Origin of the sequence: Acinetobacter sp. EKM10A, assembly GCF_011075215.1 — a bacterium.
In the GTDB taxonomy this organism is placed as follows: Bacteria; Pseudomonadota; Gammaproteobacteria; order Pseudomonadales; family Moraxellaceae; genus Acinetobacter; species Acinetobacter baumannii.
Genome location: NZ_JAALLK010000003.1, coordinates 138,349 through 158,469, shown reverse-complemented (window position 1 = coordinate 158,469; position 20,121 = coordinate 138,349). Strand labels below are relative to the sequence as shown.

The 20,121-nt window shown below is 41.2% G+C and carries 18 protein-coding genes; 15 read left to right on the top strand and 3 right to left on the bottom strand.

Annotated features, from left to right (window positions below; genetic code table 11):
* The first annotated feature begins 6 nt into the window (after positions 1–6).
* The 4 genes from eda to G9371_RS05425 all read left to right on the top strand — a co-directional run bounded on the left by eda (position 7) and on the right by G9371_RS05425 (position 4,514).
* Positions 7–627, top strand: coding sequence for a bifunctional 4-hydroxy-2-oxoglutarate aldolase/2-dehydro-3-deoxy-phosphogluconate aldolase (gene eda / locus G9371_RS05440; RefSeq protein WP_000034283.1), 621 nt, complete (start codon positions 7–9; stop codon positions 625–627).
* A 195-nt stretch (positions 628–822) separates the two neighbouring features.
* Positions 823–2,181, top strand: coding sequence for a gluconate:H+ symporter (locus tag G9371_RS05435; protein WP_000450961.1), 1,359 nt, complete (start codon positions 823–825; stop codon positions 2,179–2,181).
* Between the two features lie 17 nt (positions 2,182–2,198).
* Positions 2,199–2,711 (top strand): gluconokinase, encoded by a 513-nt coding sequence (locus tag G9371_RS05430; protein WP_001978744.1) that lies wholly within the window; start codon positions 2,199–2,201, stop codon positions 2,709–2,711.
* A gap of 174 nt (positions 2,712–2,885) precedes the next feature.
* Complete coding sequence (locus G9371_RS05425; RefSeq protein ID WP_165471261.1) at positions 2,886–4,514, top strand: NADP-dependent glyceraldehyde-3-phosphate dehydrogenase; 1,629 nt, start codon at positions 2,886–2,888, stop codon at positions 4,512–4,514.
* A gap of 116 nt (positions 4,515–4,630) precedes the next feature.
* On the opposite strand, the gene G9371_RS05420 is transcribed toward G9371_RS05425, so the two are convergent.
* The gene (locus tag G9371_RS05420; RefSeq protein ID WP_001154159.1) at positions 4,631–5,896 is read right to left on the bottom strand and encodes a glutamate-5-semialdehyde dehydrogenase; all 1,266 of its coding nucleotides are present in this window, start codon (positions 5,894–5,896) and stop codon (positions 4,631–4,633) included.
* A 299-nt stretch (positions 5,897–6,195) separates the two neighbouring features.
* Between G9371_RS05420 and G9371_RS05415 the strand changes: the two genes are divergently transcribed.
* A complete protein-coding gene (locus tag G9371_RS05415) occupies positions 6,196–7,509 on the top strand; it encodes an alpha/beta fold hydrolase (RefSeq protein ID WP_029423671.1) in 1,314 nt (437 codons plus the stop codon).
* 52 nt (positions 7,510–7,561) lie between these two features.
* Here G9371_RS05415 and G9371_RS05410 read toward each other — a convergent pair whose 3' ends face one another.
* A complete protein-coding gene (locus G9371_RS05410) occupies positions 7,562–8,404 on the bottom strand; it encodes a class I SAM-dependent methyltransferase (protein WP_005124776.1) in 843 nt (280 codons plus the stop codon).
* Positions 8,405–8,488: 84 nt separating this feature from the next.
* Positions 8,489–9,508, bottom strand: coding sequence for a beta-N-acetylhexosaminidase (gene nagZ, locus G9371_RS05405; RefSeq protein WP_000578587.1), 1,020 nt, complete (start codon positions 9,506–9,508; stop codon positions 8,489–8,491).
* A gap of 192 nt (positions 9,509–9,700) precedes the next feature.
* On the opposite strand from nagZ, the gene G9371_RS05400 reads away from it, so the two are divergent.
* From G9371_RS05400 to hisS, 10 genes are all read left to right on the top strand, one after another.
* A complete protein-coding gene (locus G9371_RS05400) occupies positions 9,701–11,884 on the top strand; it encodes a carboxy terminal-processing peptidase (RefSeq protein WP_000776303.1) in 2,184 nt (727 codons plus the stop codon).
* A 138-nt stretch (positions 11,885–12,022) separates the two neighbouring features.
* A complete protein-coding gene (locus G9371_RS05395) occupies positions 12,023–13,321 on the top strand; it encodes a glycosyltransferase family 4 protein (protein WP_086221435.1) in 1,299 nt (432 codons plus the stop codon).
* 24 nt (positions 13,322–13,345) lie between these two features.
* Positions 13,346–13,897, top strand: coding sequence for a phosphatase PAP2 family protein (locus tag G9371_RS05390; RefSeq protein ID WP_000669565.1), 552 nt, complete (start codon positions 13,346–13,348; stop codon positions 13,895–13,897).
* 99 nt (positions 13,898–13,996) lie between these two features.
* Complete coding sequence (gene iscX / locus G9371_RS05385) at positions 13,997–14,197, top strand: Fe-S cluster assembly protein IscX (RefSeq protein WP_000524329.1); 201 nt, start codon at positions 13,997–13,999, stop codon at positions 14,195–14,197.
* Between the two features lie 113 nt (positions 14,198–14,310).
* Positions 14,311–14,742, top strand: coding sequence for a nucleoside-diphosphate kinase (gene ndk, locus G9371_RS05380; RefSeq protein WP_000963851.1), 432 nt, complete (start codon positions 14,311–14,313; stop codon positions 14,740–14,742).
* A gap of 122 nt (positions 14,743–14,864) precedes the next feature.
* Positions 14,865–16,097 carry a 23S rRNA (adenine(2503)-C(2))-methyltransferase RlmN gene (gene rlmN, locus G9371_RS05375; protein ID WP_000093084.1) on the top strand — a complete coding sequence of 411 codons (1,233 nt, stop codon included), beginning with the start codon at positions 14,865–14,867 and terminating at the stop codon, positions 16,095–16,097.
* A gap of 15 nt (positions 16,098–16,112) precedes the next feature.
* Positions 16,113–16,913 carry a type IV pilus biogenesis/stability protein PilW gene (gene pilW, locus G9371_RS05370; RefSeq protein ID WP_004738086.1) on the top strand — a complete coding sequence of 267 codons (801 nt, stop codon included), beginning with the start codon at positions 16,113–16,115 and terminating at the stop codon, positions 16,911–16,913.
* Complete coding sequence (locus G9371_RS05365) at positions 16,904–17,695, top strand: helix-turn-helix domain-containing protein (protein ID WP_000405163.1); 792 nt, start codon at positions 16,904–16,906, stop codon at positions 17,693–17,695. Before pilW ends, G9371_RS05365 begins: the two co-directional genes overlap by 10 nt.
* 21 nt (positions 17,696–17,716) lie before the next feature.
* Positions 17,717–18,832 (top strand): flavodoxin-dependent (E)-4-hydroxy-3-methylbut-2-enyl-diphosphate synthase, encoded by a 1,116-nt coding sequence (ispG, locus tag G9371_RS05360; RefSeq protein ID WP_000572095.1) that lies wholly within the window; start codon positions 17,717–17,719, stop codon positions 18,830–18,832.
* Positions 18,829–20,121 carry a histidine--tRNA ligase gene (gene hisS / locus G9371_RS05355; RefSeq protein ID WP_000095254.1) on the top strand — a complete coding sequence of 431 codons (1,293 nt, stop codon included), beginning with the start codon at positions 18,829–18,831 and terminating at the stop codon, positions 20,119–20,121. Before ispG ends, hisS begins: the two co-directional genes overlap by 4 nt.

Below are 20,121 nucleotides of genomic sequence, written 5' to 3'. Positions count from 1 at the left end.
AAAGTAATGAGCAAGATTGAAGATGTTGTCAAATTAGGTCCAGTAATTCCGGTGTTGGCTTTTGACTCTGCCGAACAAGGTGAACATGTATCACGTGCGTTGCATGCTGGTGGTGTAAAGGTACTGGAAATTACTTTACGTACAGCAGCTGGGCTTGCTGCCATTGAACGTGCATCTCAGTTAGCAGATGACATTGTGGTAGGTGTAGGAACAATTACTAAGCCTGAGCATTGTGCGCAAGCTAAAAAAGCTGGTGCTAAATTTGGGGTATCACCTGGTTTGACCAAAGACTTACATTTGGCTGCACAAGATGCAGGTTTACCTCTTTTACCAGGCGTAATGACACCGAGTGATCTTATTCAAGCGATTGAGTTGGGCTACGACATTGTGAAGTTTTTCCCTGCTCAACAGGCAGGTGGGGTTGAGATGCTAAAAGCATTTTATGGTCCATTTCCAAACTTACGTTTCTGCCCAACAGGTGGAATTACAGCAGAGACAGCTCCAGATTTCTTAAAGCAACCTAATGTGGTGTGTGTAGGTGGGTCATGGTTAACGCCTAAACCTGTTGTCGCTGCACAAGATTGGGCTGAAATTACCCGTTTAGCCCAAATTGCAAGCCAGTTGTGAGTTTTACGAAAGTAATTGTGGTTTAAAAATCTAAAGTGTCTTTTAGGTGCTTTAGATTTTTTGTGATGCTGTGACTGGCGGTTGCCAGTCATACTAAATATAAAAAATGAGTGCTTCAACAATGAGTATATCTCTGGTTGAAGACCTTTATTTAGGCAGTGCCTAGATAACATTATTCCAAGGAGAAAGTGTCACATGGAGACGGTTCAGGGTGGCATGTTGCTTGTCTATACTTTAATTGCGATCGTTGCTTTGATTGTCATGATCGCGAAGTTTAGAATTTACCCCTTTTTAGTTCTTATTATTGTTTCTCTTGGTTTAGCTCTTGCAGTTGGCATGCCAATGGACGGGATTGTTAAATCATATGAAGCAGGTACCGGTAAAACACTAGGTCACCTTGCGATTGTGATTGCCTTAGGAACCATGCTTGGCAAGATGATGGCCGAGTCAGGCGGTGCAGAACGAATAGCAATTACTTTAATTAAATGGTTTGGTGAAAAACATATTCACTGGGCTATGATGTTCATTGCGTTAATTGTAGGGCTTCCGGTATTTTTTGAAGTTGGTTTTGTACTTCTTATTCCAATTGCATTCAATATTGCCAAACGTACAGGTAAATCATTATTAATTGTTGGTTTACCTATGGTAGCGGGTTTATCGGTCGTACATGGGTTGATTCCACCGCATCCAGCCGCTTTGCTTGCGGTACAGGCTTACCATGCCGACATCGGTAAAACCATTATGTACAGTTTATTGGTTGGCGTCCCGACGGCGGTTGTTGCAGGTCCATTGTATGCATTATGGATCAACAAATATGTCAAATTGCCTGAAAATAATCCTTTAGCAAAGCAGTTTGTTGAAGCAGATGCTAACAACACACGTGAATTGCCGAGCTTTGGGATTACCTTATTTACGATCATGCTACCGGTTGCATTGATGCTAGTTGGTAGTTGGGCAGATGTTTTCTTTGCACCAAAAACGTTCCCAAATGAGTTATTACGCTTTATTGGTACTTCTGATATTGCATTGCTTATTGCTGTTTTGGTCAGCTTTATTACTTTTGGCACCATGCAGGGTTTTAACCGTGAACAAATTGAAAAATTCTGTGGTGGATGTCTAGCTTCAATTGCGGGTATTTTGTTGATTGTTGGTGCTGGTGGCGGTTTCGGCGGTATTTTAAGAGACAGTGGAATTTCTAATGAAATCGTCTCTACTGCTTTAAAAGCAAACCTTTCACCATTGTTATTAGGATGGCTTGTTGCTGCTCTCATACGTCTGGCAACAGGTTCGGCTACTGTTGCGATGGCCACGGCTTGTAGCATTGTTGCACCTATTGCGGCAGCAGCAGGTGTAGTCGTTAGACCTGAACTTTTAGTATTAGCGACAGGTTCTGGATCATTAATTTTCTCGCATGTAAACGATGCTGGTTTCTGGCTAATCAAAGAATATTTTGGAATGACAGTTGGGCAGACACTGAAGACTTGGTCTGTACTGGAAACAATTATTTCGGTACTTGGTTTGTCTTTCACATTGTTGCTTAGTGCTGTTTTGTAATTAGAGGTAAGTAATCCATGATAGTGATAGCAATGGGTGTTTGTGGCACAGGGAAAACCCTTATTGGTGAGTTGTTATCAGAGCGTTTGGCTTGTGAGTTTCTTGATGGCGATACGCTTCATTCAGCTGCAAATAAAAGTAAGATGAGCCAAGGTATCCCTTTAACCGATGAAGACCGCTTGCCGTGGTTGCAAGCTATTCGTCAGGCAATTGAAGCAAAACAAAGAGATGGTGAAACGGCTGTGTTTACATGCTCATCTTTAAAGCGGATGTATCGCGATATTTTAAGAGGGCAGGACCAGAATGTTAAGTTTGTATATCTAAAAGGTTCTTATGAACTATTACAGCAAAGACTTGCAGAAAGATCAGGTCATTTTTTTGATCCGGCATTGTTACAGACCCAACTAGATACATTAGAGGAACCTGATGTGAATGAAGCAATTGCTATTGATATTGCTCTCACACCAGAACAGATCATTGAACAAGTTATCCAAAAGTTAGGGGTAACTGATAGTGTGTGTCGGGGGTAAATTCATCTAGAAAATATCGAAACTATCCATGCTTTAAGAATTCACCTTGTGGTCTACGGTTCAAGCAAGGTGAGTACTGATAATAATAGTGGTATTGATCCGAAGAAGAACTGATTTCAGTGTACGGTTCGGGGATATATATAAAGACATACAAATAATAAGGTATTAAGAAGAATGAATCAGTTAAATAATTTACAGCATAAATTTCCAGTAGTGGACGGTATTCCTGAAAGTGTACGTTTGCCATCTCAAATTCATCAGCGTGTCTCACTCGTGGATGGTGAGTTGAAGTTATGGGCTGGTGCAACCAAGAAAACATTATCTCCGATCTGGATTCAGCAGCCTGACGGTAGCTTACAGCAAGTTGAACTTGGTAGTTATCCAGTCATGGGCGAAAAAGAAAGCGATGAAGCATTAGAAGCAGCGGTACGAGCTTACAACAATGGTCGTGGCGAATGGCCAATGATGAAGGTTAGTGAGCGTATTTCATGTATGCAAAATTTCATTCAGCGCATGGTAGAGCAACGAGATCTGATTATTAAGCTGATCATGTGGGAAATTGGCAAGAGCTTGGCTGATTCAGAGAAAGAGTTTGATCGTACTATCACTTACATGCGTCAAACCATTGATGCCCTGAAAGATCTGGATAATGCCAACTCCCGCTTTGTAATTGCTGAAGGCACCATTGGTCAAATTCGTCGTACTCCATTAGGTGTTGTGTTGTGTATGGGACCATACAACTACCCACTGAATGAAACCTTCGCAACCCTGATACCGGCTATGCTGATGGGTAATACTATTATTTTTAAACCACCTCAATTTGGAACTTTACTATTTGAACCATTGTTAGAGGCATTTCGTGATTCATTTCCAAAAGGGGTGATCAATACCATTTATGCACCAGGTTCTCTAGTGGTGCCGCATTTGCTGGCATCTGGGCAAATTAATGTACTGGCACTGATTGGTTCTAGTAAAGTGGCTGACCACTTGAAAAAACAACATCCAAAATCTCACCGTCTGCGTGCGATTCTGGGGTTGGATGCAAAGAATGCAGCTATCATTTTGCCAGATGCTGATTTGGACCTGACAGTGAAAGAGTGTCTGTTGGGTGCATTGTCATTCAATGGTCAGCGTTGTACAGCTTTAAAAATGCTGATGGTGCACCGTTCGATAGCCGATGAGTTTGTTAACCGTTTAACGACTGAGCTGGCTAAATTGAAAGTAGGTATGCCGTGGGAAAAAGGTGTTTCTATTACGCCGCTACCAGGCATGCACCGTACAGCCTACATGACTGAAGTGATTGAAGATGCGGTGGCAAAAGGAGCAAAAGTGGTTAATCCGGAAGGTGGTGAATTCTGCAAAACCATGTTCTATCCAGCCGTAGTTTATCCAGTGACTGAGGGGATGAGACTGTATCGCGAAGAACAGTTTGGACCAGTGGTACCAGTTGCTGTTTATGATGATATTGAAACTGTATTGGATTATGTCACTACCTCTGATCATGGTCAGCAGGTGAGTATTTTTGGTAGTGACCCAGCGCAAATTGGTCATTTGGTCGATACACTTGTACATCAAGTTTGTCGTGTAAACATCAACTGTCAGTGTCAACGTGGTCCTGATGTATTCCCATTTGGTGGTCGTAAAGATTCTGCAGAAGGTACACTTTCTGTGCATGATGCGCTTCGTGCATTCTCGATTCGCTCTATGATTGCGGCTAAACAGACGGATGATAGTAAAGGTATGCTGGCTTCTATGGTGTCTGAGCACTATTCGAAATTTGTGAATACCGACTTTATTTTCTAATTGATCTATGGTTAAAAAAAACCAGCCTTCGGGCTGGTTTTTCTGTGGGAAATAACAAAATAAAAACGCCTGATATGGATCAGGCGTTTTTATTTAAGTAGGAGTAAGTAGGAGGCTTATTGACGAATTTGACCGTCACCTAACACAATCCATTTTTGAGAAGTTAAACCTTCTAAGCCAACAGGGCCGCGTGCATGAATTTTATCTGTTGAGATACCAATTTCAGCACCTAAACCATATTCAAAGCCATCGGCAAAACGAGTTGATGCATTAACTACGACAGAGCTTGAATCTACACGAGCCAAGAACTGACGTGCCAAAGTATAGTTCTCTGTCACAATTGCATCGGTATGATGCGAACCATATTTGTTGATATGGTCAATTGCTTCATCAATACCGCTAACCACTTTAACTGCAAGAATTGGCCCTAAATATTCGGTATACCAATCTTCTTCTGTCGCAGGTTTTACAGTAGTACCCAAAATACGACGTGTTTCTGGGCAACCACGTAACTCAACTTGTTTTTCAGCATAAAGCTCAGCAATGTGTGGTAAGAAAACTTCTGCAATTTTTTCATCAACGAGCAGAGTTTCCATTGCATTACAAACGCCGTAACGATGTGTTTTAGCATTCAAGGTAATTGGTAACGCTTTTTGTAAGTCAGCTTGTGCTTCTACAAACACATGACAGTTACCATCAAGATGCTTAATCACAGGAATGCGAGCTTCGTTGGTTACACGCTCAATTAAGCTTTTACCACCACGTGGAACAATAACATCTACATACTCAGCCATAGTAATGAGATGACCAACCGCTGCGCGGTCAGAAGTTTCAATCACTTGTACTGAGTGCTCAGGTAAACCAGCAACTTTTAAGCCATGCTTCACTGCTTCTGCGATTGCTTTATTTGACTCAAGTGCTTCTGAGCCACCACGTAAAATAATGGCATTGCCCGATTTAATTGCTAAGGATGCAGCTTCAAGTGTGACATTTGGACGTGATTCGTAAATCATACCAACGACACCTAGAGGTACACGCATTTTCCCAATTTGAATGCCTGTGGGGCGATATGCAAGATCCGTAATTTCCCCAATTGGATCGACAAGCGCGATCACATCTTTTAAACCTTGCAACATCCCTTTAAAACGTGCGGGCGTAAGCTCAAGACGATCAAGTAAGGCGCTGTCGAGCTGATTGCTACGGCCTTTTTCCATGTCGATCTGATTCGCCGCCAAGATAGCTGCTTGGTTGTTTTCCAAAGCAGTATAAATAGCAGAGAGTGCATGATTTTTAAGTGAGGTAGAAGCACTTGTTAAGACGCGTGAAGCATCACGTGCTTGTTGCCCAACTTTTTGCATATATTGTTCAATTGAATCTTGCATAGCATTTTTTAATCATTTACCAATGACTACGATAGTAGCAGTCAAATGCGGAACAATGAATGGCTTTTTTGGAAAAATGTGACCGCTATAAAAAAACATTTAAATATTTTGCAAACTATTCGCGGCTTAAACAGGATGAGCGGTCAATTCAGCGATTGCGTATATTTCAGACAATTGTTTAGAATGGACTTGTGCAATACAAACTAATACAAATTTTAAAGATTTGTGCATAAAAGATTACATGTTCAAGAAGGAACTCTTGCAGCATAAAAAAATTACAGCAAGGAGGAAGCAAGGATATGAATTCCATTATTCAAATGGATTCGGAGATAAACCAAGCTTATGCCGGTTTTGGGTTTTTCGATATCTACCATAGAGATAGTTTTAAACAGCCAGCTCGTACCACATGGATTGACGGTTGGAAAATTGAATACATGGCGATTGCAGACCCACAAACGATTCACAAAACACCGATTGTGATTGTTGGCGGTGCTTTTCAAAATTTTAACTCGTATAAATATTGTGTTGAACAACTATTTGAAAGTGGCCCGGTCATTCTAATTGACTTGCCATCTATGGGCGCAAATCAACAAATTACCAATCGAGATACCGGAATTTCTGCTGGAATATTAGAGCTTCCCGATTTGTCGGAAATGTTAGGACGTTGGCTAGATATCGTCGGAATTCAAAAAGTTTCTGTAATGGGAATGTCGTTGGGTTCAGTTGTTGCTTCTTGTTTTGCTTATCATCGTCCAGATTTGATGGACCGTATGATTTTAATGGGTGTTATGCAAAAGACCCGTAAAAGCTGGCGGATGATTCTGGAAGAGTCGCTCAAACTCATGCAAGAAAATCGTATGGAAGAGTTTGGGCAAGCGGTAATTTTATATTTGGTGAATCATGCCAAATTAGATAAAACACGTATGTCGCCTACAGCTAAAAAATTATTTTTTAGGCAAATGGCAGAATTTACGGGTACTGAAAGAGAACGTTATGAAATTAACTGTAATCGCCTTTTGCGTTTAACAGATGTACCTATTCCAGAATGTAAGACACTGGTCGCAGCAGGGCAGTACGATAGTTTTACTTTGCCTCATGAAAATGCCAATTTTGCTTTGCAATGTCCGGATATGGAATTTGCTCTGATTGCTAACGCTGACCATGTGCCGCAGCTCCAGCGCCGTAAAGAAACTATGAGTTTGTTCACTTCATTTTTGAAGGGTGAATCTATCCAAAATCTGGATGGCATTATTCCAATGACGCGTGAGCAAATACAAAACATGGAACGCCGAGGTGAAGAGCGTATACCAGTTCTCCAGCCTAAAACGAAACTGAGCCACCGTGAATGTGAAACAGAGGTGCCAGTGACGATTGTTGACGTGACTTTCTTTGGGATGTATTTGAAGTTAGATGATGTAGCACAGCTTGAGTTTGTAAATGAACACCCACGTGATTTGGGTTTACATTTAGAAGATGAAGAGGGTGCTTTTTCGATTGAGTGTTTAATTTTTGAAGCTACTGAACAAGGAGTCCGTGCCTTATTTAAACATGGTAGCTTTGAGCTTGCTGACCGTTTAAGCCGCTTCATTGCTCGCCAGAAACAAGCAGCTTAACCTTTATTCTTTTATGATTTGGAAGCCTCAAAACTCACGAGGCTTCCATTTTTTATTTTAATTGAGCATGGATAGTCCAGACTAAGTCACCTAAATGCTCTTCATCGTTCTCTTTAGAGACTTGTCCAAAGAATATTTGCGGTTGTTCAACGTTAACTTGACTAAAGCCTGCATCTTTAAAAAAGTCTTTCACTTCTAGGGGAGTCTTAAAATGAAAACTAAATGAGCTTCGAGACATAAGTTTAAGTAATTTACTACTGTTCCAGATAATACTTGCAAGTTTGTTTTTAACGGGTTCAGGATATAGGTCGGTTAAATAATGAAGCTTTTTAAAGGAAGCACCATAGTGGGCAATGGATTGGATCAGTTGCTTTAATAAGTCTTTATCAAAATAGTTAATTAAACCTTCACTAATTACAACCAGTGGGCGGTTAGAGTCAAATACTTCAAATGCTTGAGCAAAGGCTTCGGTAAATAAATCGACTGATAAAACCTCAGGTGCATTTTTTTCAATTTGTTGTAGTGCATTTTGTTTTGTTTGAGCCATATCGGGCAAATCAAGCTCTCGATAGCTAATGGAAGGATAATGCTGCCTAAACCACCAGCCTCGAGGTGATAAACCACAAGCGATTTCAAGAATTTGTAAATCAGGATTTTCTTGAATTAACTTCTCTAGATCATGATCAAGCATGGAATGGCGCTGTTTAAGCGTCGTGCGCATACTGCCACCGACATATTTCTCTGCCCAAGACTCTAATGGGTGAACTAAATATGCCAACGATTTTCCTTTGCTGGTGGCAAGTGCTTCATGTGAGATCCCCATTTGATACCAGATATAGCCTGTATAGTGGGCTGTAAAAGAAATGTGGCGGTGTTTTGAAAGGTGTTGTGTCATTCGTCCTGAACTCGATTTATTGTTTTTGTGTGGTTTGACTGACAATTTTTTAATTATCAGTCAAATATGGTCTTGCACTAGAATTTAGATTGAATTCTTAAACTCTTCAATGGCTGTTTTGACAGCTTGCCAGTCATTTCCAAGCGATAAAGTTTCACCAACTTGGATTTGTGGAATTCGACCACGCATACGTTCTAAACGCTCTTGATTTGGTAGCTCTAAGTTTGTAATACCATCGAGTGCTGTACATGCTGCACTACGGTCATTACACACTAACCCCATATCACAGCCTGCTGCCAGAGCCGCTTGAATACGCGCATCTGCACCACCAGCGACACAAGCAGCTTGCATGCTTAAGTCATCGGAGAAAAGTACGCCATTAAACTTCAAGCGATTACGAAGGACTTCTTGAATCCAGAAAGGTGAGAAACCTGCCGGATTTGGGTCAACCTGATCGTAAATTACATGTGCCGGCATGAGCGCATCTAGCTCAGGCATAAGCTTGATAAAGCTTTGCATGTCATGGTTATAAATTTCGTCATAGCTACGGCTATCGATTGCAGCTGCGACATGTGAGTCAGCTTTTACCGAACCGTGACCAGGGAAGTGCTTACCGGTATTTGCCATGCCGGCTTTTTTCATACCGCGCATAAATGCACCAGCAAGTGGAGCGATATCTTCGATATTTTTAGAGAAGCCACGGTCACCAATTACATCGCTAATTGCATTCAGATCTAAAACTGGCGCAAAACTAAAATCGATCCCCACAGCCAAAACTTCAGTTGCCATTAACCAGCCGCACTGTTCAGCTAATTCAAGTGCTTTTTGAGGTTGAGTTATATAGAGCTCGCCAAAACGGCCCATGGCTGGCAATAATGTAAAGCCAGATTTTAGACGTTGAACGCGACCACCTTCTTGGTCGACAGCAATCAAAATATCTGGGCGAACTTGGCGCATATGGTCGGTTAAAGCACGGACTTGTTGTGGTGATTCAATATTTCGTGCAAATAAAATCATGCCACCGACTTGCGGAGCTTGTAATAGTTCAATATCTTCTTGAGTAAGTTCTGTGCCGGCTATGTCCAGCATCAACGCGCCAATCATATTGGTTCCATTTGAATTTTGATTGAAAAACAATAAGCGAATTTTGCAATGATTTGCTACATTTTGTCAGTACAGAATATGATAAAACTACACGGTATAAACAATTTAGTTGGTTAAGATGTTGAATCTGCTTAGTTCATATCGAAAACAGAGCGTGTAAGATACGAACACCCAAGGAAGTATTAAGAATTTATGAAACTTCAAACTATAGCTTGTGCAGTAGCAATCGCGACTGGCGGTTTATTCTTCTCTCATACGATGAACGAAGCAAGAGCAGCAACCAATACTGCTGCTGTTTCTCAATCGATCCAGCCAACGCAAGAGCAAGCCTTGGTGGCTCGTCAACTGGCAACTTTAGTAGACCGCCAACATTATTTAAATATGCGTCTGGATGCGAACACATCTAACCGTATTCTTGATATGTACTTAGACAGTCTTGATCCGGACCACTCATTATTTTTAGACGCTGAAGTTCAAAACTATAAAAAGCTCTATGGTTCAAATTTTGGTGCTTCATTAAAAGCGGGGAATTTAACTGGGCCATTTGCTATTCACCAGCAATATCGTGAGCGCTTAAAACAGTTTTATGAGTTCATGCTTGCTGAGTTGAAGAAACCACAAAACTTAAAACAGCCAAATACTTTTATTGAAGTAGATCGCGAAAAAGCACCGTATTTTAAAACGTCAGCTGAGCAGCAAAATCACTGGCGTAAAATGCTGGTTTCTCAGTTAATCAATTTAACAATTAGCCGTGAAGAAGAGCAGGCGAAACAAAAGGCGTTAAAAGAAAACCCTTCACTTGCTGATGGTCAAGATTTAACAGGCCCAGAAGATTTAACGCCAGCTCAGACTTTGACTAAGCGTTATACGCGTCAGCTTGAAAGAATTAGTCGTGTGAAAAGCGACGATGTGTTGGATAAAACATTAAATGCAATGTTGGCAACTTATGATCCACACAGTAACTATTATCCGCCAATTGATGCGATAGAACTCAATCGCCAAACAACCTTACAGCTTGAAGGTATTGGGGTATCGATTCGCCCAGAACGTGGTAATGAAGATTACACCAAGATTGAAACTATTGTAGAAGGTGGCCCTGCAAGTAAGTCTGGTCAAGTGAAATCAGGAGACCGAATCGTTGGTGTCGCTCAAGAGGGCGGCAAAATGATCGATGTGGTCGGCTGGTCGAGTTCGGAAATTGTTGGGTTGATTCGTGGTAAGCGCGGCACAAAAGTAACGTTGAAGCTTCTTGGTGCTGGTGCATCAATGAGTCAAGCACGCAATGTGACTTTGGTACGTGATGTTATTCAAGAAGAAGATGCCGGTGTTCGTTCACGTACAGTTGAAGTGACACGTGATGGTAAAAAGCATCTATTAGGTGTGATTGAAATTCCATCGTTCTATTTTGACTATCGTTCACGTCGTGCCGGTCAACAATATCGCTCAGTTTCTGAAGATACGGCAAATGCTTTTGAGGCATTAAAAGCCAAGAAAGTTGAAGGTATTATTATTGACTTGCGTAATGACCCAGGTGGTTCATTAGAAGAAGTTGCACGTATGCTTGGACAAGTGATTAAGTCAGGTCCAGTTGTGCAAATTCGTGATGGTAATGGCAACGTAAGTGTATTTGAAGACAACGATGGTGGTCAGCAAATCTATACAGGTCCACTCGCTGTATTGGTGAACTTAGCCTCAGCATCTGCAAGTGAAATTTACTCTGCTGCAATTCAAGATTATGAGCGTGGCATTATCATTGGTAGTACAACCACAGGTAAAGGTACAGCTCAGGTCCAACTCGATACTTTGGCATATGGTCAAGCAACCTTAACTCAGCGTAAATTCTACCGTGTAACTGGTGGTAGTACGCAAAACAAAGGTGTAGTGCCAGATATTAAGCTTGTTGATATCTATAACGAAGAGTTTGGTGAGCGTAAATCGAAAAATGCGTTGAAGTGGGATACGATTCCGACTGCACCATTTAAGCGTGAAGGTTCAGTGCAGCCATATGTAGCGAAGCTGTCTCAACTTTCGGAACAACGTGTTGCTGTTGATCCACAGTTTAAGTATTTAAATAAACGTACAGCAATTGCGAAGGTTACGAGTGACCAGAAACAAGTTGTGCTTGATATTGATAAGCGCCGTGTAGAGCTTTTGAGTTTAGAAAAGCAAACTTTAGATGCTGAAAATGAACGTCGTATAGCAACAGGTCAAAAACCTTTCCCTAACTGGGAAAGCTATCAGGCTTCTCTAGATGCTCTAGCTGAATCTCGTGCCAAAATGAAAGCTAATCAACGTCCTGCGTTGCCAGAAGAAGAAACGTTCGTAAATGAAGCTGCGAATGTATTGATGGATTATGCGAAATTGCAGAACCGTTAAGTTCTCTTGTCTGCTTTATGAAAAAGCACGCTGTTCTCAGCGTGCTTTTTTAATTTTTATGTCAGTAAACTGTCATGCATTTATCATCAAAGTGTCAAGAAAGCTGCTTAATCTTTAAGCATGAAAATAAATATACTGATGGATGGCGCTATGCAAGGCTCATACGCGACAGCACTATTAAAACAACAGCAACTTCCTGAAAGCTTCCAATTCTATTTTAAACAAAAACAGCATTTGTCTAATACTCAGGAATTGCACCAACTTCACGAGTTGGTTCGTCCTCGTTTAAAAATTGCGATTGTGACAGAAACATGGCCGCCTGAAATTAATGGTGTAGCACTCTCTTTGTTGCAGTTATGCCAAGGTTTACAGAAACAAGGGCATAAAATTCTACTTGTTCGACCTGAGCAAAAAGCCAAATGTCATGATTTTTTGCCAGAACAAGAATGTCTGGTCATGTCACAAGCGATTCCAAAATATCCAACTTTGCAATTTGGCTGGCCCCAATATTTAAAAGTTTCAAAAGCTTTTGAAAAATTTGTACCAGATGTCGTACATATTGTGACTGAAGGGCCGTTAGGTTTAACAGCGATGCAAGCTGCAAAAGCTAAAGATATTCCGGTCTCTAGTGGTTTTCATTCGCCGTTTCAAGATTTTAGCAGGTTCTTCGATTTGGCCTTTTTGGTGAAGCCGATTCAAAAATATCTTTGCTGGTTCCATAACAATACTCAGGTGACCTGTGTTCCGAGCAAGGACACGGAAGAGGCTTTACGCGGTTTTGGTATTACATGTCCTCTAGTCGTTGTTGGGCGAGGAGTGGATACTACTCGTTTTTCACCAAAACATCGCTCAGAAAACTTACGCCAGCAATGGGGCGTTGATTCCGATACACGTGTCATGTTGTATGTAGGTCGTTTATCACCGGAAAAAGAAGTCCAGCTGATCGTTGAGAGTTATGCAGTTATGCAAAACATTCAGCAACAGAAAACTAAACTGGTTGTGGTGGGAGATGGCCCGGATCTTGCTCGATTAAAAGCACTACCTGAAGCGAAAAATGTTATTTTTACGGGTAGTTTGCGCGGGCACGATTTGGCAGTCGCATATGCAAGTGCCGATGTCTTTGTATTTGCAAGCCAAGTTGAAACGTTTGGTAACGTAGTTTTGGAAGCAATGGCGAGCGGTTTGCCAGTTATCGCGTATGATTATGCATGTGCACACCAGTATTTAATACATGGCGTAAACGGTTGGTTAAGCCCACTTGGGCATAAGAACCATTTTATACAACAAATTTATCAGCTTCCTTCAATACAACAACTTAGAGAAATGGGCATACAAGCCTGTCATAAAGTACAGCAAAGCGGTTGGCAACTTCCGGTACAGCAATTAGAACAGGCATTTTATCAGGTAGTGAAGGAACCCTCGGCGGACTTCACCTAAGTATCCTAAAATAGGAGAACAACCATGAAATTTAAGAATGCAAAAATAAAAATACTCGATCTCGATTTACGAGGCTGCTTATATCTCAATAATTTCTCTCATTCACAGCGTGTGGCATTATTCTTCAAAATTATTAGCCGTGCTGGTGACGGACCTTTTTGGTACCTCATGTTGGCGATTGTATGGGGAATGCAGGGCATTACCTATAGCTTGCAAATTATCTATTTGCTACTTGGTGGTTCGGTTGGAACAGCAATTTATAAATTCTTAAAACATAAAACCACGCGTCCACGTCCTTACCAAGTACATCAGGTGATTGTTCTCGGTGAAAGACCACTCGATCACTTTAGTTTTCCATCAGGTCATACGTTACATGCTGTCATGGTGACAATTGTGTTGGGGTATATCCAACCTGTGTTGCTTGCAGCGATGTTGCCGTTCATGGTGCTTGTGGCATTGTCTCGTATGGTACTTGGACTTCACTATCCGAGTGATGTGATTGTAGGCGCACTTATTGGTGCAGCAGTAGCAAGTCTGATTATTTTTGTCGCGCCATTATTGGGCATTGCTTTATAACGAACAGTAATTTTTATCAGCTTAAGCTATCGATTAGGTTTGTGGATTTGCTAAAGTACACAGTTCTTGATTTAGCAGATTAAACAGATAGGAGCCGCTATGGGCTTACGTTGGACAGATACGATTGATATTGCCATTGAATTGTCAGAAGCACATCCAGAAGTTGATCCGCAATGGATTCGTTTTACCGATTTACATGCATGGGTTTGTGCGTTACCAGACTTCAGTGATGACCCAAATAAATCAACCGAAGGATTGCTAGAAGCCATCCAGATGGCTTGGTTGGATGAAGTTCGCTAAAAACAGTAGAAAAAATCGCAACTTTTACACATTCAAAGCTGATTATTGCCTATGACATCGGTATAATGCGGCAAATTTTTTAAAGTTTAAATCTTAAAATAAAGGAGCCACTCATGGCAATTGAACGTACTTTGTCTATCGTAAAGCCAGATGCTGTGTCTAAAAACCACATCGGTGAAATTTTTGCTCGTTTCGAAAAAGCGGGTTTAAAAATTGTTGCGACTAAAATGAAACACCTTTCTCAAGCTGATGCTGAAGGTTTCTATGCAGAGCACAAAGAACGCGGTTTCTTTGGTGACTTAGTTGCATTCATGACTTCTGGTCCAGTTGTTGTATCTGTTCTTGAAGGTGAAAACGCAGTTCTTGCTCACCGTGAAATCTTAGGTGCTACAAATCCTAAAGAAGCGGCTCCTGGTACTATCCGTGCTGATTTCGCTGTAAGCATCGATGAAAATGCTGCTCACGGTTCTGACTCAGTTGCTTCAGCAGAGCGTGAAATTGCTTACTTCTTTGCTGACAACGAGATCTGCCCACGCACTCGTTAATCGAAAGCATTCAAACCAGATAAGTGGTATACTACTTATCTGGTTTTTTTATTCTCTCAAGAGCATATTGTTTGATTCTTGAACAATATATTCTTTTTTTGACATGGTTTAGGTAAATACACATGAGTTCTGCAGTGGTCGTTTCATCTGAAAATCTTGATGGACAGCAGCAATCTTCGTCCACGCCAGCATCGCCTGCTGCCGAAAAAGTGAATTTACTCGGCATGTCACGTGCTGAATTAGAAAAATTCTTTGAAGATATTGGTGAGAAAAAATTTCGTGCCGGTCAGGTTATGAAATGGATTCATCAATACTTTGTTACTGATTTTGCTGAAATGACCAATATTTCAGGTAAATTACGTGCAAAGCTTGAACAAATTTGTGAAATTAAAGCACCTGAAGTGGTTCACCGTCATTATTCAAAAGACGGAACACGTAAATGGGTGTTTCGCGTAGGTGAAGGTTCTGGCTCTTTAGTAGAAACTGTATTAATTCCTGCCGAAGATAAAACAGGTTCACGCAAAACTTTGTGTATTTCTTCACAAGTAGGTTGTGCATTGGACTGCTCATTTTGTTCAACAGGTAAGCAAGGTTTTCAGCGTGATTTAACCCCAGATGAAATTATTGGGCAACTTTGGATGGCAAACTATTCCTATATGGAAGAAGTGCCTGTTGCTGAGCGCGAGCGTTCAGTGACTAATGTTGTGATGATGGGTATGGGTGAGCCATTGCTCAACTACGATGCTGTATTAAGCTCAATGCACATTATGCTCGATGACTTTGCTTATGGTATGTCAAAACGTCGTGTGACTTTGTCAACGTCAGGTGTTGTGCCAAAAATTGACCAACTTGCGAAAGATATTGATGTTGCTTTAGCAATTTCCCTACATGCGCCAAATGATGAATTGCGTAATGAACTTGTGCCTATTAATAAAAAATATCCATTGGCTCAGTTGATTGCGGCATGTCAGCGTTATATTGCCAAAGATGGTAATGAAAGCGCACGTAAACATGTGACCATTGAATATGTCATGTTAGAAGGTGTGAATGACCAACCTGAACATGCACAGCAGTTGCTTAAATTACTTAAAAACTTACCAAGTAAAATTAACTTGATTCCATTTAATCCGTTCCCTCATGCGCCATATGGACGCTCAAGTCGAAATCGTATCATCTCTTTCCAAAAAACTTTGTCTGATGCAGGATTTGTGTGTACGATTCGTCAAACACGTGGCGATGATATTGATGCCGCATGTGGACAATTGGTCGGCCAAGTTGCTGACCGTACGCGTCGTGCTGAGCAGTGGCAAAAGAAAGTGGCTCAACGACAAGAGATTTTACGTACACAAGGATAATATTGAGGGCAGACTTTGAGTACTCCGAAGTTGAAGATCATGTTATGTATGGGGGTTGCTGTTGCACTTTTGGCAAGTGGTTGTCAGACTTCGCAAACGGTTAAAAAGGACCCGGAAAAAGCAGTAAAAGTGCGTACGCAGCTTGCTGCCGAATACATTCGTTCTGGTGACTTGGATTCTGCAAAGCGTTCTCTTGACCAAGCGTTAAGTGTCGATAGTCGTGATGCAACGGCAAATATGATGATGGGTATTTTATTGCAACAAGAAGGCAGTAAACCCAATTTAGAAAAAGCGGAACATTACTTTAAGCGTGCAATTTCGTCTGAACCAGACAATGCTCAGGCACGTAATAATTATGGTACGTATTTGTACCAAATGGAGCGTTATAATGATGCTATTGAGCAATTTCGTATTGCTGGTGCAACATTAGGCTATGATCAACGTTACCAGGCTTTAGAAAATCTGGGGCGAATTTATTTAAAACTAGGCGATATTGCGAGTGCTGAAAAAACATTCAAACAAGCACTTCTTGCTAACCGCGACTCTTACATTTCAATGTTAGAGTTAGCAGAAATTTTTTATTTGCAGCAGCAGATTCCGGCTGCTACACAAATGTATGAACAATATGTTCGTACAGTGGGGCAGAAAAATCAGGGTGCACGCGCACTTTGGATTGGTTTAAGAGTGGCTCGAGCCAATGCGGATAAAATGGGAATGCAAGTTTTAGTAAACCAGTTACGTGCTTTATTCCCGGAAAGTCCAGAATATCAACGTTATTTGCAATTACAGTATAGTACTGAGGCCGTATGGAAATAAATCCTAATTCACAGCAGCCAACTGGCTCAAGCTTACCGACTTCTGCTTTAGGAAATATTCAACGTCCTGGTGAGTATTTACGTCAAATTCGTGTTTCTCAGAAAAAAGAATTAGAGCAAGTATCTTCAGATTTAAATATGCCGCTGAAAACGCTTAATGCGTTAGAGCAAGACGACTATAAATCTTTGCCAGAAGCGACTTTTATCAAAGGCTATTATCGTTCTTATGCGAAGTATTTAAATACTGATGCAACTGCAATTATCCAGCGTTTTGATGAGATTTATGCAAACGATACTGGGCTTTTGCCAAATCATGCTTTAAACAACTCACCAATTAAAATCATGGGTAAATTACCGGGTTCTAATAGTGATCGTAACAAAAAATGGTTAAAGCGCGCACTGCTTGCAATTTTGATTATTGCTGTCGTGTCATTAATTGTGATGGGTGTCCAAAAATGGACCTCAAACAAAGAAGATGCTGAGCTGCCAAAAGCAAATCAGTCTAATGTTGAAGTTTTACCTATGAAAGGGAACACCTCTGCAACAGTGGGTGACCAATTGGTGTTAAACTTTAACCGTCCAACTTCTGTTCATATTGTAGATGCAACAGGGAAGGTTTTAGCGACGGGTCGTCAGGCATCGACTTTAACCTTAAATGGTGAGTCTCCATTCCAGATTCGTCTTGATGATGCAACGGCTGTGTCATTAAGTCTAAACCAAGAACAGATTTCATTGTCTCCATATACGGTAAACGGTAAAGCTGAATTCCGTTTATCCCGCTAATACCATGAGTTGAGCGATACAATGATAGAGAACCCAATTAAACGTCGACCAACACGTAAAATCCGTGTTGGTTCGGTCTATGTCGGTGGCGATGCACCTATTAGTGTGCAAAGTATGACAAATACCGAAACTTGCGATGTTGACGCAACTGTGGCTCAGATTGAGCGTTGTGTTGATGCAGGTGCAGATATTATGCGTGTTTCAGTGCCTTCTATGGAAGCTGCTGAAGCCTTTGGTGCAATCCGTAAGCGTGTTTCAGTTCCATTAGTTGCTGATATCCATTTTGACCATAGAATTGCTTTGGCAGTTGCGGATTATGGTGCGGACTGCTTGCGTATTAACCCGGGCAATATCGGTTCAGACCAGAAAGTTCGTGAAGTTGTGGCTGCGGCACGTCATCACGGTATTTCTATGCGTATTGGCGTGAATGCGGGTTCTCTAGAAAAAGATTTACAGAAAAAATATGGCGAGCCTACAGGGCAGGCACTTCTTGAGTCAGCTTTACGTCATATTGATATTTTAGACCGTCTTGACTTCCATGAGTTTAAAGTCAGCGTAAAAGCATCGAATGTGTTTTTAACCATGGATGCTTATCGTTTACTCTCTCAACAAATTGATAATCCATTACACCTTGGAGTGACTGAAGCTGGTATTTACCGTACAGGTACTGTGAAATCAGCGATTGCTCTTGGTGGGTTATTAATGGAAGGCATTGGCGATACGATGCGTATTTCGCTTGCTGCTGAACCTGAAGATGAAATCAAGATCGGTTTTGATATCTTAAAATCGCTTGGCCTACGTTCTAACGGTATTAACTTTATTGCTTGTCCAAGTTGTTCTCGCCAAGAATTTAACGTGATTCAGGTGATGCAGGCTTTAGAAGAGCGTTTAGAAGATATCCGTACACCAATGGACGTTTCGGTTATTGGCTGTAAGGTAAATGGCCCAGGTGAAGCAAAAGAAGCAGATATCGGGGTCGTTGGGGCTGCGCCTCGTTCATTGGTTTATCGTAATGGTGAGAAAAGCCATTTAATTGATACCAATCAATTGGTTGATGAAATCGAAACTATGGTTCGTCAACGTGTTCAAGAGCTTGAAGAAGCTAAATCTAAAGAAATTATTCGTAGTTCATCATGAGTTCAATTGTCGCAATCAAAGGTTTTAATGACGTTTTACCAACGCAAACAGCAGCGTGGAGACGTCTCGAGCAGCATTTAGCATCTTTAATGGATGCATATGGTTACCAACAAATTCGTTTGCCGATCGTTGAACAAACGGGACTGTTTAAACGTGCTATTGGTGATGCGACCGATATCGTAGAAAAAGAAATGTACACATTCTTCGATAAAGGAAACCCACCTGAGTCACTGACTTTACGTCCGGAAGGAACAGCGGGTTGTGTTCGTGCGTTGGTTGAACATAACTTGTTGCGTGGTGCTACGCCACGTGTGTGGTATATGGGACCTATGTTCCGTTATGAAAAACCACAAAAAGGCCGTTACCGCCAGTTCCACCAGTTTGGTGTGGAAACTTTTGGTGTAGCGACTCCTGATATCGACGCTGAGTTGATTATGTTGACTGCCCGTTTGTGGAAACGTATGGGTGTTGATCACATGGTTCAACTTGAGTTGAATACTTTGGGTGAAACAGATGAGCGTACGGAATATCGTAATGCTTTGGTTGCGTTCTTAAATGAACATAAAGATGCTTTGGATGAAGATTCACAGCGCCGTTTAACAACAAACCCATTACGTATTTTAGATTCTAAAATTGAGTCGACTCAGAAAATTCTGGAAAATGCGCCGAAATTACATGACTTCTTAAAAGAAGACAGTTTAAGCCACTTCCAACAATTACAAGATTATTTGACAGCCGCAGGCATTAAATTTGTAATTAACCAAAAATTGGTACGTGGTCTAGATTATTACAATAAAACTGTTTTTGAATGGACAACAACAGCATTAGGTTCGCAAGGTACAGTATGTGCAGGTGGACGCTATGATGGTTTGGTTGGCCAGTTAAAAGGTAAGGCTGATCAGTCTGTTCCAGCGGTCGGTTTTGCAATGGGGATGGAGCGTTTATTGCTTCTACTTGAGCAAGTCGAACAGGCTGAAATTGTACGTGACTGTGAAGCGTTCTTGGTTGCGGAGCCTGCTTATCAATCTAAAGCTTTAGTTCTAGCAGAACAATTGCGTGACCAGTTAGAAGCTGCGAATAGTAACATTCGCATTAAAACTGGTTCACAAGGCAGCATGAAGAGTCAGATGAAAAAAGCTGATCAGGCTGGGGCTGTTTACGCCATAATTTTGGGTGAACGTGAGTGGGAAGCACAGCAGCTTGCTGTAAAAGAGTTGGCAACGGCTGAGCAATCACAAGTTGCATTGGCTGAACTCGTACCATTCTTAATTGAAAAATTTACAAAATAA